At 62.7% G+C, this 14,437-nt stretch carries 14 protein-coding genes; 6 read left to right on the plus strand and 8 right to left on the minus strand.

The features are described 5' to 3' along the window. Positions 1-433: 433 nt before the first annotated feature. The 5 genes from ACVWYQ_RS29135 to ACVWYQ_RS29155 all read right to left on the minus strand — a co-directional run bounded on the left by ACVWYQ_RS29135 (position 434) and on the right by ACVWYQ_RS29155 (position 6,457). Positions 434-1,666 (minus strand): glycosyltransferase family 87 protein, encoded by a 1,233-nt coding sequence (locus tag ACVWYQ_RS29135; protein ID WP_404546023.1) that lies wholly within the window; start codon positions 1,664-1,666, stop codon positions 434-436. A gap of 49 nt (positions 1,667-1,715) precedes the next feature. Continuing rightward, the gene (locus ACVWYQ_RS29140) at positions 1,716-3,314 is read right to left on the minus strand and encodes a glycosyltransferase 87 family protein (RefSeq protein WP_404546025.1); all 1,599 of its coding nucleotides are present in this window, start codon (positions 3,312-3,314) and stop codon (positions 1,716-1,718) included. 440 nt (positions 3,315-3,754) lie between these two features. Further along, positions 3,755-4,267 (minus strand): Phasin protein, encoded by a 513-nt coding sequence (locus ACVWYQ_RS29145; RefSeq protein WP_271542964.1) that lies wholly within the window; start codon positions 4,265-4,267, stop codon positions 3,755-3,757. Between the two features lie 582 nt (positions 4,268-4,849). Further along, entirely contained in the window at positions 4,850-6,034 is a 1,185-nt protein-coding gene (locus ACVWYQ_RS29150; protein ID WP_275511019.1) for an extracellular catalytic domain type 1 short-chain-length polyhydroxyalkanoate depolymerase, read from the minus strand. A gap of 3 nt (positions 6,035-6,037) precedes the next feature. Continuing rightward, on the minus strand, positions 6,038-6,457 hold the full coding sequence (locus ACVWYQ_RS29155) for a CopG family transcriptional regulator (RefSeq protein ID WP_271542966.1): 420 nt from the start codon (positions 6,455-6,457) through the stop codon (positions 6,038-6,040). A 732-nt stretch (positions 6,458-7,189) separates the two neighbouring features. Here ACVWYQ_RS29155 and ACVWYQ_RS29160 point away from each other — a divergent pair. Both ACVWYQ_RS29160 and ACVWYQ_RS29165 read left to right on the plus strand, forming a co-directional pair. Further along, a complete protein-coding gene (locus ACVWYQ_RS29160) occupies positions 7,190-7,471 on the plus strand; it encodes a hypothetical protein (protein ID WP_271542967.1) in 282 nt (93 codons plus the stop codon). A 33-nt stretch (positions 7,472-7,504) separates the two neighbouring features. Then, on the plus strand, positions 7,505-7,735 hold the full coding sequence (locus tag ACVWYQ_RS29165) for a hypothetical protein (RefSeq protein ID WP_271542969.1): 231 nt from the start codon (positions 7,505-7,507) through the stop codon (positions 7,733-7,735). Positions 7,736-8,083: 348 nt separating this feature from the next. On the opposite strand, the gene ACVWYQ_RS29170 is transcribed toward ACVWYQ_RS29165, so the two are convergent. After that, a complete protein-coding gene (locus ACVWYQ_RS29170; protein WP_404546028.1) occupies positions 8,084-8,455 on the minus strand; it encodes a hypothetical protein in 372 nt (123 codons plus the stop codon). Between the two features lie 371 nt (positions 8,456-8,826). On the opposite strand from ACVWYQ_RS29170, the gene ACVWYQ_RS29175 reads away from it, so the two are divergent. Then, positions 8,827-9,507 carry a TetR/AcrR family transcriptional regulator gene (locus tag ACVWYQ_RS29175; RefSeq protein ID WP_025034128.1) on the plus strand — a complete coding sequence of 227 codons (681 nt, stop codon included), beginning with the start codon at positions 8,827-8,829 and terminating at the stop codon, positions 9,505-9,507. A 147-nt stretch (positions 9,508-9,654) separates the two neighbouring features. Here ACVWYQ_RS29175 and pyk read toward each other — a convergent pair whose 3' ends face one another. Together pyk and ACVWYQ_RS29185 are read right to left on the minus strand one after the other, a co-directional pair. After that, positions 9,655-11,091, minus strand: coding sequence for a pyruvate kinase (pyk, locus tag ACVWYQ_RS29180; RefSeq protein WP_404546030.1), 1,437 nt, complete (start codon positions 11,089-11,091; stop codon positions 9,655-9,657). After that, positions 11,088-11,669 carry a DUF1036 domain-containing protein gene (locus ACVWYQ_RS29185; protein ID WP_035998649.1) on the minus strand — a complete coding sequence of 194 codons (582 nt, stop codon included), beginning with the start codon at positions 11,667-11,669 and terminating at the stop codon, positions 11,088-11,090. The genes pyk and ACVWYQ_RS29185 overlap by 4 nt, the downstream gene beginning before the upstream one ends. Positions 11,670-11,821: 152 nt before the next feature. On the opposite strand from ACVWYQ_RS29185, the gene ACVWYQ_RS29190 reads away from it, so the two are divergent. The 3 genes from ACVWYQ_RS29190 to ACVWYQ_RS29200 all read left to right on the plus strand — a co-directional run bounded on the left by ACVWYQ_RS29190 (position 11,822) and on the right by ACVWYQ_RS29200 (position 14,437). Continuing rightward, positions 11,822-12,127 carry a DUF1244 domain-containing protein gene (locus ACVWYQ_RS29190; RefSeq protein ID WP_035998652.1) on the plus strand — a complete coding sequence of 102 codons (306 nt, stop codon included), beginning with the start codon at positions 11,822-11,824 and terminating at the stop codon, positions 12,125-12,127. A 184-nt stretch (positions 12,128-12,311) separates the two neighbouring features. Continuing rightward, on the plus strand, positions 12,312-12,584 hold the full coding sequence (locus tag ACVWYQ_RS29195) for a DUF2312 domain-containing protein (RefSeq protein ID WP_018641571.1): 273 nt from the start codon (positions 12,312-12,314) through the stop codon (positions 12,582-12,584). Positions 12,585-12,670: 86 nt separating this feature from the next. Continuing rightward, positions 12,671-14,437, plus strand: a complete 1,767-nt coding sequence (locus ACVWYQ_RS29200; protein ID WP_404546033.1) for an adenylate/guanylate cyclase domain-containing protein — start codon at positions 12,671-12,673, stop codon at positions 14,435-14,437.

Consider the following 14,437-nt stretch of genomic DNA (forward strand, 5'->3'; position numbering starts at 1 on the left):
CGACAAAACTCGAATTGGCCGCGGGGGTGATCGTGCTGGCAACGGCGGGCGGCGGTCCGGTGACAAGCCTAGTCGAGCGTGCCCGAGGTCTGCAACGGGCCAATAGGCCACATGGCAAGTTTGCCCGGAGAAGAGATTTGCTCGGAGAAGAGAGAAGGCGCCAGCTGAAGATGCCCCTTGGCGCCCATTGAAGAGATCGAGCCTGCCAAAGCTTCGAAAACATCATCCAGGAGCAAAGTTCGTTCGCCTTGGCTGGGCTCTCAAGTCTGCGTTCCGCGCGCGGCCCGCGCGATCACCATAGAAGCAGCCAAGGCTGCCCTTCTTCGCCTGCGGGAGGTTCCCGTGCGAACCGTTGACGTCTCGGCCGCGATCGAACGGGCACTCGATGTCTTCATCGAACTCGATGGTGTCACGCAACAGGAAATGTCGCCCCTCAAGCTAGAGCCGGCAACGTCACTGACGAGGCCTGCTTTGATTTGTCATTGGACAACCGCCACAGGAGACGAGCGGCGAACAAGGGGAGGATCAGTAAAGCGATCGGTATTTGCGCGAAGCCGAATGGAAACATCAGAATAGGCAACATCCACAACGCAAGTGAAAGAATTTGATCGGCGAACGCTTCGTTTCCGCGCTGACGCAGGAGCGCGACAATCCATCCGAATACGACCATGTCGTAGTTCATGATCCAGGGTGAAAACAAGAAGGTGGCGGTAACGAAGAGCGCTAGTGAGAGGACCGGATCGCGCTTGCGCCAGAACGTCCAAACCACCGCACCGACGGCGCATACCGACGCCGCTCCTTGCACCACCCAGGCTAGATCAGCCGGAAGACCCGCAAGGCGTGCGTTAATCAAGGCCGAGGCGACGATCGGCCAGCCCATGATACCTGCCACATCGAGCAGTTCGTTCTGTTGCGGCAAAACCTTATGCAAATACGCTGTCCAGATTTCTGGCCCAAACCATGCTGCAGTCGCGGCGACAAGAAACACCGTCGTGACGACGGCTGAACCAATGACTCGCCAGTGCCCACCCAGCACCAGCACGATCGGAAGCAGGAGTCCGAGTTGCGGCTTGATGGTCAGGATACCAAACAAAATTCCAGCGAGTATCGGCCGTCGCTCGAGGTTTGCAAGACCGCCGATCAAGAGCGCGGCGGTCAAGAAACCATTCTGGCCGAGGAAGACGTTAACCGTGACGGCAGGTGCGACGGCCAGAAACACCCAGTATTTTCGTTCGACACCGCACGATGTTGCCGTCCAAACATACAGGGCGAGCCCGGCGACGCACGACGAAATGTACGACGGCAGAAAACCAAGCAAGCCAAGGGGCCAAATGAAGAACAGCAGATGCGGCGGATACGACCAATACAGAGGTGCCAGATCGGGGATGCCGGTCACCTTCGTTATTGCAGCCATGTAGGCGCCGGAATCAAACCAGTCAGCAGGGCCGCCGGAAAAAGCCGATCGGCCGCCCATCCAGGTGTTCATGAAATCTCGACCAACCGGAAAGCCGCCTGGGTCAAGTACGAACGATGGGAACGACTGGGCTGCTGCCAGTTGGAAGTCAAATATGACGATCGCTAGCAGAATGGCCGCAGCGACCACGGTGAAGGCCGCGTAAATCCTGACTGATGTGGAATTGCCTGTGCCAAGCTCGCCATGATTCATTGTACAGCTCAAAGGGGTAAAGCCTCTGTTCAAGGAAGGGCGGTGGTTTTCAAAGTGAGCCCCGCGCGATCAGCGGGCAGCTTTCGATCACCGTGCCGGGGCGGGCGCCCTCGATGGTGACGCAGGGCCGTGAGCGATCGATGGTGAGCTCGTAGCGACCCAAGAGCGCGCTGCGGTCCGGTTCGCCGCGCATGTGCAATTCGCGGACGCCGCCGGGCAGCGGCGCCTTCAGCCCGGCGCGAATGCGCTGGTCGAAGATGCCGCCGGGGACGATTGGCACGGCGATATCGGCGAGCAGGTAGAAGCGCGACTGGGAGGGGAGCTGCGGCGCGATATAGGCGAGCGGCTTGCCGAGGATGAAATAGGTCGCGGGCTGATCGAGCTCGTAGGCGATCTTCGGCCGGTAGACGTCGGACCAGGGGCGGTGCCACCAGTCCGCCGGCTGCGACCACGCTGCGATCGCGACTGCGACCGTCAACGTCAGCGCGGCGAGCGGTCGAGGGGACGTCGTCAGCCATGTCGGCCCCACGCTTCCGGCGAGGCGCGCGAGCAACAGAACGATCAGCGGGCCGCACAGGAGCTCCAGAACCACCACATAGCGCTGGATCGAGAACAAGCCGAGCCATGCGAGGTAAGAGGCCGCAAACAGCACCACCAGCTGCAAGTCACCCCGGGTGAGGATCGCGCTCTTGCGCCTCGCGCGGACCCACAGGCCGAGCGCGAGCAGGACCATCACCACCGCGAAGCGCGCGTCGCGGAACGGATGCTCCGCGCCTCGGTGGTCGCCGATCAGCCAGTAGAAGGGGTAGGCCAGTGCGTCGAGCACGCCATGCGGCATGAACTGCGCATCCATCAGATTGACGTCGGCTACCTCGCTCGACTGAAACAGTGCATTGAACAGCGGGAAGATCGGATTGCCGGTGTCGCGCCACGTGATCAGGCACCATCCGCCGCCGGTGAGCGCCGCGCCGAAAATCCCCCCGATTCCAAGAAGCGTGATCGCCCGCAGCGGACGCGCAGAGACGAGCAGCGCCGCGGCAGCGCCGATCGCGTAGACGACATTAGTCAGCTTCAGCCCGACGGCGGCGCCGATCAGCAATCCCGCGAGCAGGAAACAGATCGTGGGTCGGCGATCCGCAGTCAGGATCAGAAGGCAGCCGACGATCACGGGCAGGGCCAGCAGCACGTCGGAAAAGCTGGTGCCGACTTCCGAGAGCGTCATCGGACCTGACGCCGCGATGACGACCACTGCTGCGACCGACGCGATGGTTGCGGCCTGGCGCAGCACCAGACGTGCGAACAGCCAGATCAGCGCAAGGTTGAGGCCGTGAACGGCGCCGATGATCATCAGCCCGTAGGGCGCCGGCAGGACATGGCGGAAATGGTAGACGGGAAAATAGACGAGCGGATTGAAGTAGGTCTGAAAGCCCGGTGGAATCACATCGACGCCATAGCGGCCGTTGAGAACGGCCCAGACATTGTATTCGTGGTAGTTCTGCCAATCCCAGTTGACGTCTTCGCCCATGGCCAGGGTGTAGAGCGCGCCTGCCAGCATCGAGCAGACGACAATGGCGATCGCTGCAAGCGCATTGCCGCGCTGCTTCGCCCTCCACGATCGCCGCAGCCTGTCGGCCGCGGATATGGACATCACCTCTCGCAGATCGCTGGAAATCGCCGCGCGTTCCAGCATCAAGGCGCCATGTGCGCCGGCAACTTCACGAGCAGAGTCGGGTCGCTGAACCGCAGGAAGCCCGCTCGTGAAACGCATTGCCGAATTCCAATTTACAACCGTATGACTACGGATAGCCAGTTAAGGTTGTATGAATCAATGCGGGAATTCCTCGGTACTACACGTAAAGGTCGCGTTCGGCCGATCAGTTTGCGGGAGAGGGCAGGGAGGGTGTTTCCACAATGGGATGATCCCAAGCCGAAGCTATTCACGCGCCCGCGCAGTCCGCTCACGCTGCGCAGCCTGGCGGGGGGCCGGCGGCCGACCTCAACTGCTTCGGCCGGCCGTCCAAATGCGCGCCCGCGGACGGTCGCTGCGCGTGCGTGATCCGCGTTTGCGTCCATCCTGACGGCTTGCAGTTATCGTCTCGGCAGAGCCGTAAGCTCTCGAGGCGGCTTGATCGGCCAGAACGAATATGCCGCCAGTTCTTTCGAATGCTGCGCGAACATTTTGACCTGTCTGCTTGTAAACTCCGTCATGACGCCGAAAAATTCAGTTGGTGACCTGATCGTCGCAAGTCTCAGGCCCAATTCAAAAGCAAATTGCGCGTTGATCCCGGCTATCTCAAGAAGCTTCGTTTGAAACGCCTGCATGTTTGCCGTCGCTAGAGCAGAGCCTTCCGTTGCATCGCTATCCGTCATTCTCTGACTGAGGTCATCTACTAAGGAATCCGGCAGAGGCTCAATGATAGTGACCTCGTGTTGAGGATCATCTTGAAGCTCAGGAAGCGGTTCGACCGAGTCTGCCGCAGCAGAGTGAAGTAAATTCTCTTTCGGGCTTCTAACAATGGCCTGCTTGTTCCGTTGGGCCCGCGAGGGCATTTTCGGATTGCGGGCGCGCTTTGGCGCTGCCGCTGGTTTGCGCTTGCTCATCTGACGCTCCAGGAAAATGGGGGGCGACCACAACGGTCATGTCTGAAATGACAACAGGCTTGGTGACGTGGCGTTCCAATTCCGTGCTGTTGGGTGCCGCATGAACTGAGACCAATCGCACATTCTACGATGTCGACCCTGATCTTTGGTAGCAAACATCGGCGTCAGTCTGAGAACAATCAGCCCTCCGCTCGTTGTTCTCTCCAGATCGCCTTAAATTGCGGCGACCATGATGGGCCATATCGCTGGAGCGAGTTGGTGCTCTAGCACTAGCAGTAGTACCAGCGGTTCTTGGTGGAGGAGAGGAAGAGTACGAGGTCATCCATGTGGCTGACGGCGCAGAGCCGTAGGCGTGGTACGCAACGGCGGGTCGCCGACCCTCATCACGGACGTCAAGCTGCCCGAAGGCATCGACGGATGGCAGATCGCCGAACGTTGCCGCGAGGATGGCCCCAACCGACCGGAGATCTATGCGATCTGTTTCTCGCCGTCGCGCCCGCGCTGGCGGATACAGGCCGGCTTCGGACGCCAAACTGATCCGGGAGCTCGGCGATGTGCTCGAGGACAACCTGAGCGCCCTGACTATCCACTGAGCGAATGCTCGAGGAAGAAGCGCAATATTTCCCTGGTCGCATCCGGCCCTTGCGGATCAGTGTAGGACCCAGCGGGGCTACCGCCTGACCACGCGTGTCCGGCGCCATCGATGTTCCAGTGTTCGGAAATCGCCCGGCCGGCCCCGTCGATCAGGATGGTGCGAGTATAGGAATGGCCGTGGGGTACGCGTCCGCGAAGCACCTTCCTAGTCGACCTCGTTGCGCTGGCGGACTGCTCGATAATCTGATCGCCATTATTTGGATGCACCGTTGTGTCGCGATCGCCATGGAAAACGATGGTCGGCACAGAAATGTCCGCAATTGCCCTGGAGCCGCCTCCCTGCCGCATGGCGATGAACGCGGAGGAAAGATCACTCGCGGCTCCGCACGCGAGGCCTGAATGAATACCGACGGCCGCATACAGGTCGCTATACGTTGCGCCCATGATGGCGGCGGCGGCCCCGCCGGCCGACAGACCCGCGACGTATACGCGCTTCGGATCGATCACATGGTCGCGCATGATCTGGCGGGTAATGCCGGCGATTATCGAGGGCTCGCCCCCGCCGCGGCGCTGGTCGCTCGTGCGAAACCAGTTCCAGCACTTCGACTGGTTGGCTCCGCTCGGCTGCTCAGGATAGGCCACCAAGCAATTCTGCTCTTCCGCCAGAAAGTTCATCCGGGTGCCGGCCGCGAAATCGTCCGGCGACTGGGTGCAGCCGTGAAGCATGACGATCAGGGGAAGCCGTTGTCCCTGATAGCGGCTTGGGATGAACAGCTTATAGGTCCGGCTTCCCGCGACGTTACTGAACTGGCCGGCGATGAACCGTGTGCCCTCCGGCACGATGTCCGATGGGGACAGAGGAGCGCGTGCGATCGGACTTCGCAGGCGGAGCCCGGAAACATCCCGCATGCCGTCGCGCAGTAAGGAGGGTCTGAGTCCCTGACCAGAGCGGGCCGGCGCAATCTGCGGAGCTTTCCGCTCCTCGACAACGTCGGCCGTGGCGTCGATGGTAAGCGGATCGCACCGCGGGAGCTGAGCCTGAGTGGCGCTGCGCCAGTCCGGTGTTGGTGCAATGCCGCCCTGGAGCATGCGCTGCAGCAGTGCGGTGGCCTCAACTAGTTGGCCGGCACGCGTGAGGCGGGTTGCTTCGCGGACTATGTCTTGATTCAGCATCATTCACCTTGTTCTGTCGGCGAGAGCGGCCTTGACCGCGGGAGTGGCGTGAAGCGCCCCCAGCACCGAGACCGACGCGATTGTGGCGCGAGCCAACGCGGGAGTGACGTCCTGGGCGATGGTGGCCAAGCCCAAAACATTGATTTGCAGCATCTCGCCGGCGCGCCGCGCCGCTTCGAGGTCCTCGCGAGTGTAATGGCGGAGCCCGAGGTCCAGGTTCTTCCGGGCCGTGGACTGTCTGACGACCTCTCTGTGTCGCTCGAGCTGGTTGCGGATTGCTGTCCGGATGAAATCGGTCCGGTTCGAATAGAACCCTTCCTGCACCATAAGATCGACATGACCGAGGTCAACGTAGCCAAGGTTGATCGTGATCTTCTCGGTGTCGGGGGCCTTGGGTCGCAGCTCGTGCACGTTAGCAGCCATAGCGAAACATCCCCTTACCATCCATCTGGATGGTGATTGGATGTTAGTTGGATGTTCGCCAGCGTTTTTCAAGGGAAGCCATTCAAATGATCCTGGACGAGCAGCTCGCGTGGGTGGGCCGTCTCACGTCGAGAGCGGTCGCCGCTTCATGGAGGCCAGACAAATTCCTGGCGAAACTAGCTTCCACGCGGCGTTGCGGGCACTCTCTGGCTTCTCCTTGCGGCTAGGAGCTTTCGATTGGGCCCCGCTTGCCTCATTCTGTTCCTCTCGAGAAATCGCCGGGCTAGGCGGATATTCTCATGTGAATGACGCGCTCCATGGCAGGCCTCCTTAGACGCGGCCACAGAATTCAAATTAGGACAGCGCTGCGCCTTTGGTCGGATATGCCGCCCAATCCTTTCCCATGCAGGCGAGTACATTGGCGGCGAGCGACAGGTCTTTGAAGTCGTCGTTCGCTGTAGAACTAACAAAGGGAGATCGCCGCGCATCAGGGTGCACGATGAAGTGCATACCGCTACGGGGTGATGATTCAGATGCAGGTTCGATCCTTGGTGGACCTTGTTTCTTCTGCCGAGAGCGTCGAGTCCTCGCATCCGCCTCGAGGGACGTCGTCGATTGCAGCACTGTCACCTTCGCGAAACACCTTGCGGTTGACCTACGGAACAACATTACATCTGGAAAATCGCGGAACGAATTGACTCATCAGTCTTTCTCTGACTTCGGGAGGTGCCCATGACTTCTCAGGCCATAGAAGGCGCATGTGCGTTTGCTTGGCGGAACTACTTGCTGCTCCATAGTGGCATCAGTGAGGACGATAACAGGCGTTCCGCCCTCTTTCGCTACGTCACCAATCTTCGTGATTCCGGCGAATATGATTTCGATCTCTTGCAAACAGCAGCGGTCGCTTACTTGAAAAAGCTGGACGAACTGCATGACGACCGACGCGCTACACTCGCGGCAGATCAGGCTTTGGCCGAACGGTTAGCATCACGTGGTGCACAACCTGGCAACTAGCTTTGGGGTTAATCACCGGACAAGGAGCAAGTCATGGCAGACAACACCTCTAACTCAGACCGTCTCGCGCGCGACGCCCAAAAGCGCACAACCGCCGCGACAGAAATCGGTATGATTGCCTTGAAGCCGATTATGCACTTTCAGGTCTCAATGCTGAGGATGTGGGCCGACAGCATCGAACGGTTTGCGGGCAATTACGAAAAGGGGTTCGAAGAAACCGCGACCGCAGTCAAGGAACAGTCCGACAAGGATCGCGCCGCGTAAATCAACCTAATCCTTCGACGGAGTTGGGTCAAAGGCTGCCCGTGAGCTCGCATCACGGTGGTCGGCTCACCTACCGGAAGCAGACGACACGGTGCTCTGAGCTATGGTCGGTGACGGGCCAAAATGCGACATTCTTTATTGGTCTGATATCCTACTCGCCAGCGGAGACCATCGATTCAAGCCCATGAACGGACATTAAGCAGGGATTGCTGATTGTGGATTTGCGCACTATGCGCGCCTGCCGCTCGGACATGAGCTCGACCCCTAGCGTCGCCAGTGCTGCCGCCTTTTCAAAGTCCATGTGTCGCCGTCCCACGGGGCTCTCGTACAGGTCGCCAGGCTCAGAGTTCAGCCAGAGCCGCGAGCAAGATTCTCTCCGAATAGGTTATAAGAAGAGCCAAGCCCGGCGCGACCACATCGATCCCAGACATTGTATTCGTGGTAGTTCTGCCAATCCCAGTTGACGTCCTCGCCCATGGCCAGGGTGTAGAGCGCGCCTGCCAGCATCGAGCAGACGACAACGGTGATGGCGGCAAGCGCATTGCCGCGCAGCTTCGCCGTCCATGATCGCCGCAGCCTCCCGGCGGCGGATATGGACAACACCTCTCGCAGATCGCTGGAAATCGCCGCGCGTTCCAGCATCAAGGCGCCATGTGCGCCTGGAACATCGCGAGCAGAGCCGGGTCGCTGAACCGCAGGAAGCCCGCTCGTGAAACGCATTTCCGAATTCCAATTTACAACCGTAGGACTACGAATAGCCAGTTAAGGTTGTATGAATCTTTGCGGGAATTATTTGACGTTGCACGCAAAAGTCGCGAATTGTCGAGAAGGTCGAATGGGTTCGTGCGGGCCCACCCGAAGCGTTCAGTGCTTGGCGTTGATACCCATGCGCTCGCGCTCGTGGCTGCCTCGACCGGGATACTGCTGACGCAGCTTGGCGCTCCCGTCCGCCCACCATGGCGCTTCACGCATTTGCATCTTGTCATTCACCCTGAATAGTTGTTCAGTCCTTGCGGGGCGATTTGCATCTATTGCGTGAGAAGCGTCGGGCCGCAGGGCGTGCGGCCGGCGTGTGGGACAGGAAGCGCGCCATGGTTTATCGGCGGACGCATCAAGTGGTGAAGCGCCTTGCGGCGCGGCGCAGCGCCATTCTGGCGGCAGCGCGGGAGGCGGCGGCGGAAGGCGGGATGGCGGCGGTGCAGATCGCGCCGGTCGCGGTCCGGGCCAATGTCGCAGCGGGCACGGTCTACCGTTATTTCCCTTCTAAGGCCGAGCTGATCTCCGAGCTCATTGCCGAGGTCTCCCGCGACGAGCTCGCGGCGATCCGAAGGGCGGCCGATGCCGCGCCGGGGCCGTCCTCGGCGCTGGCGGCCGCGGTGACCACCGTGGCGGTGCATACGCTGTCGCAGCGCAGGCTGGCCTGGGGCATCCTGGCCGAGCCTGTTGATGTCGATGTCAGCGCCTCCCGGCTTGCCAGCCGGCGCGAGATCGCCGGGGAGATCGCTGGCCGGATCGACGCAGCCGTGCGCGCCGGCCATCTGCCGGCGCAGGACACCGCGCTCGCCGCCACCGCCTTGCTCGGCGCGCTGCATGAGGCGCTGGTCGGCCCGCTCGCGCCCGACAATCTCGATGATCCCGTCAAGATGCGCGATGCGGTGCAGACCGTGACGCTGCTGGCGCTGCGCGCCGTCGGCGTCATGGACGCCCGCGCCCGCGGCCTCGTGGTCCAGCAGACGCTGCTGCCGACGACCAAGGCTTTGGTCGGGGCGTAAAGATCGCCCCGCGTGCGCGGTGGCGGCCACGCTCAGGCCATTGCCTGAGCGTGCCTTTTCGTAAAATCCCGGCAAAACCGGCCAGAGCGGCCGGCTACTGTGCATGGGGTTGTTTTTCGACTTTTTGTTTGGCCGCCCCGGGGGGCCTCACATGTTGGCGTCGCCCTCGGGGCCGACCGAGGCGATGCGCACCATGTTGGTGGTGCCGGGGATGCCGAGCGGCACGCCGGCGACGATGATGACGCGCTGGCCGGCGCGGACGAAACCGTCGCGGAATGCGATCTGCCCGGCGCGGCCCACCATGTCGTCCTGGTCGCGCGCGTCCTCGGCCACGACGCAGTGCACGCCCCAGACCACGGCGAGCCTGCGGCCGGCGGTGATGTTCGGGGTGATCGCCACGATCGGCGGCTTCGGCCGCTCGCGCGCCACGCGCACGGCGGTCGAGCCCGATGAGGTCCAGCAGATCAGGGCGGGCAGGTCGAGCGTCTCGGCGATCTGCCGCGCGGCGTCGGCGATGGCATCGCCCGCGGTGGATTCCGGCGCCGGGCGCTGGGCCATGATCACCGAACGGTAGGTCGGATCGCGTTCGACCTCCTCGCCGATGCGGTTCATGGTGGAGACCGCCTCGACCGGGAATTTGCCGGCCGCCGATTCCGCCGACAGCATGATGGCGTCGGCGCCCTCATAGACCGCGGTGGCGACGTCGGAGACCTCGGCGCGGGTCGGCACCGGCGACTGGATCATCGATTCCAGCATCTGGGTCGCGATCACCACCGGCTTGCCGGCGCGGCGCGCCATCCGCGTCATCTGCTTCTGCAGGCTCGGCACCCGCTCCAGCGGCAGCTCGACGCCGAGGTCGCCGCGCGCCACCATCAGCGCATCGGAAGCCTCGATGATGTCGGCGAGGCGGTCGATCGCCTGCGGCTTCTCGATCTTGGCCATCACGGCGGCCCGGCCGCGGATCATCTTCTTGGCCTCGATCACGTCGTCGGCGCGCTGCACGAAGGACAGCGCGATCCAGTCGACGCCGGTGACGAGGGCGGCCTCGAGGTCGGCGCGGTCCTTGGGCGTCATCGCCGAGACCGGCAAATCGGTGTCGGGCAGGCTGACGCCCTTGCGGTCGCTCATCTTGCCGCCGACCACGACACGCGTCACCGCATGCTCCTTCGAGGTCTCCTCCGCGATCAGCCGCACCTTGCCGTCGTCGAGCAGCAGCGCATGGCCGGGCCTGAGCGCCGCCAGGATCTCCGGATGCGGGAGCTGGACGCGCGTGGCATCGCCGGGCGTCTTGTCGGAATCCAGCGTGAAGGTCTGCCCGTTCTGGAGCTGGATCGCCCCTTCGGCAAAGGAGCCCAGTCTCAGCTTCGGGCCCTGCAGGTCGACCAGGATGCCGATCGGCCGGCCGTAGCTGCTCTCGACGTTGCGGATCGTCGCCACCAGCTCCCGCATCTTGTCATGCGGGGTGTGGCTCATGTTGATGCGGAACAGGTCGGCGCCGGCCTCGAACAGGCGGCGGATCATCGCGAGGTCTGAAGAGGCTGGTCCCAGGGTCGCGAGAATCTTGATACGGCGAAGGCGCCTCATGGCTTATTTCCAGACGGGGGTGGCAGGCCGGGCGAGCCCGGGGGCGTAGCACCGGGCGGGCTATTGGGCAAACCCGGAACGCCGCCCGGGCCCACCGGGCCGGGCAGGCCAGGCACGCGCTGCTGCGCCGGCTGTTCGTTGGCGTCGGTCAGCTGCACCGTCCAGGCGCGCTGCTCGCCGGTGTCGACCTCGAAATAGCCGGTGCGGTCATAGCCGCGCGCCAGGCAATCCTCGGTGCCGCGGATGGTGAACTCCTTGTCGCGGGAGCACATGAAGGCCTGGCCCGACCATTCGCCGCCGCGGTCGTAGTCGATGGCGTAGATGTAGTAGTACCGGGCGACCAGCGTGCCGCGCAGCAGCGTCTCGCAGGAGCGGGACGAGATGTTCCACCAGCCCTCGGTGGTCCAGCCCTCGGCGTCCTTGTAGCCGAGCGCGATCCCGACCCGGCTCGACGTGTTGTTGCAGAGGCGGAAATCGGCGGAGGCCGGGCCGGCGTAGAGGCACGCCAGGGCGACCACCAGCACCGGGACCAACCGGGCGAGCAGGTAAAGCGGGGAGCGGGGAGATTCGGCAGTCATTGTCGCGGAAGCTATACCAGATCATTGACGATTTGGCGTTGGGCCGGGGCAGCCGGGCAGTGGCCCCTTTGCGCCGCGATATGGCAAAATCTGTGACAAGACCCACCTGATCCCGTAACCCTGCCCCGGAACGGACCTTGAGGAAGACAGCCATGGCGATCGACGACAAAACCAGAACGGAGCTCGAGGCGGCCGCTTTTCGGCGCCTGGTCGAGCATCTGCGGAGCCGCACCGACGTCCAGAACATCGATCTGATGAATCTGGCCGGCTTCTGCCGCAATTGCCTGTCCAACTGGCTCAAGGACGCCGCGGACGCCCAGGGCGTCGCCTTGAGCAAGGACGAGAGCCGGGAGGCCGTCTACGGCATGCCCTACGAGACCTGGAAGGCGAAGCACCAAGGCACGGCCACGCCCGAGCAGCTCGAGGCGATGAAGAAGGTCCATCCCCACGGGCATTGAGTTCGCCGGCCTGAGTCGCATCACACAACAGCTTTCTTGCACCCGCCGCAGGAAGGTGTGGGCGCGCTGTGGACGAGCGTGATGCTTGCTTGAACGCTGGGAGCGCCGACCCTAAGGGTCTACCCAGCACGCGCGGTGGATGCCGGCGTCACCTCGTTTTGCCAGTTCCATTGGGAGTACCAAGATGGCCACCTCCGCCGCCGTCCGCGACGACGAGCCTGCGACGAAATTTGCCAAGGACCAGCTCAAATCCATCATCGAGCGCATCGAGCGGCTGGAGGAAGAGAAGAAGGCGATCTCCGACGACATCCGCGACGTCTATGCTGAAAGCAAGGGCAACGGCTACGACGTCAAGGCGCTGCGCACCATCGTGCGCCTGCGCAAGCAGGACCCCAACGAGCGCGCCGAGGCCGAGACCATTCTCGAGACCTACATGCAGGCGCTGGGGATGCTCTGAGGCGCCCCGCCCGGTCGGCGTTGCAGCGCACCAAGCTTGGGCAAAATCTCGGCATCTGCTAGGTTGCTCGGCGAAGGGACCGAGCGATGGATGTGCCGGGACCAGAGCGCAGGCTTGCCGCGGTTCTTGCCGCCGATATGGTCGGCTTCAGCCGGCTGATGGAGGTCGACGAGGCCGGCACCCTTGCGCGCCTCAAGACCCATCGTGTCGAACTCATCGATCCCGCCATTGCCAAGAATCGCGGCCGTATCATCAAGACGACCGGCGACGGCATGCTCGCGGAATTCCACAGCGTCGTCGATGCCGTGCTATGTGCGGCCGAGGTTCAGCGCCGCATGGCGCGGCGCAATGCCGACGTCCCGCCGCCGCGGTGGATCCAATTCCGCATCGGCATCAATCTCGGCGATGTCATCGTCGATCAGAACGACATCTTCGGCGATGGCGTCAACGTCGCGGCGCGGCTGGAGACGCTGGCCGAACCTGGAGGCATCTGCGTCTCGGGCGCGGTGCGCGATCAGGTCGGCGACCGGCTGGACGGCCTTCAGTTCGACGATCTCGGTGAACAGAGCGTCAAGAACATCGCCCGTCCGATCCGGATCTTCCGCATTCGGCTGGCGGAGGGGCCTGCAAGCCTGCCTGACGGGTCCAATCGTGCTCTGACGCCGCCGGGTGTTTCGAAGAAGCCGTCGATCGCCGTGCTGCCGTTCGCCAATATGAGCGGCGATCCGGAGCAGGAGTTCTTCGCCGACGGTCTCACCGAGGACATCATCACCGAACTTTCACGCTTCCACGACCTGCTCGTCATCTCCCGCAACTCGACGTTCGTCTACAAGGGCAAGGCCGTAAAGGTCCAGGACATCGGCCGCGAGTTCGGGGTCGACTATGTCATCGAGGGCAGCGTTCGCAAGGCCGGGGAGCGCGTCCGCGTCACTGTGCAGTTGATCGATGCAGAGACCGACCGCCATATCTGGGCGGAACGCTACGACCGCGAGCTCCGGGATATCTTCGCCATCCAGGACGAGATGACCCGCGCGATCGTGGCGACGTTGCCGGGTCGGGTAGAAGCCGCAACGCACGACCGCACCAAGCGCAAGCCGACCGACAACATGCCCGCTTACGAATGCGTGCTGGCTGCGAAGCTCCTGCATCATCGATCAACCCGCGACGACAACGGTCAGGCGCAGACCCTGCTCAATCGCGCCCTGGCCATGGATCCGAACTATGCCCACGCTCATGCCTGGAAGGCATGCGTGCTCGGCCAGTGCTGGATCTATGGCTGGTGCGCCGACCGCGACGCGACCTTCGAGCAGGTTGCTTCGGAGCTGGAAATTGCGTTGGCGCTCGACGACAACGACGCGGACGTGCACCGAATTCTCGCCGCGCTCAATCTGACGCGACACGACTACGAAAAAGCCACCTATCACCAAGAGCGTGCACTCGCCCTCAATCCAAATTACGACCTTGTCGTCGTGCAGCAGGGAGAGCTTCTGACCTGGCTGGGCCTGCCGGAGGAAGGCATCGACTGGATCAGGAAAGCGATGCGTCTCAATCCCTATCATCCCGAGCGCTTCTGGAGCCATCTGGGCCGCGCCTATTATTGCGCGGAGAAATACGCCGAGGCCGCCGAGGCGTTTTCAAGGATCACGCGCCCCGACTATACCCATCATGCGTTCCTGGCGGCGACGTTCGCGCAGATGAAGAACGCGATCGCGGCCGGCGCTCACGCCGCCGAGGTCTTGAAGCGCGAACCGGGATTCTCGGTGGCAGCTCATCTTGCGACGCTGCACTACAAGCGCGAGCCCGACCGGCAGCGTCACGAGGCCGGCCTCATCGCGGCCGGCTTGCCGGCTTGA

It is taken from the genome of Bradyrhizobium sp. USDA 3397 (assembly GCF_054060965.1).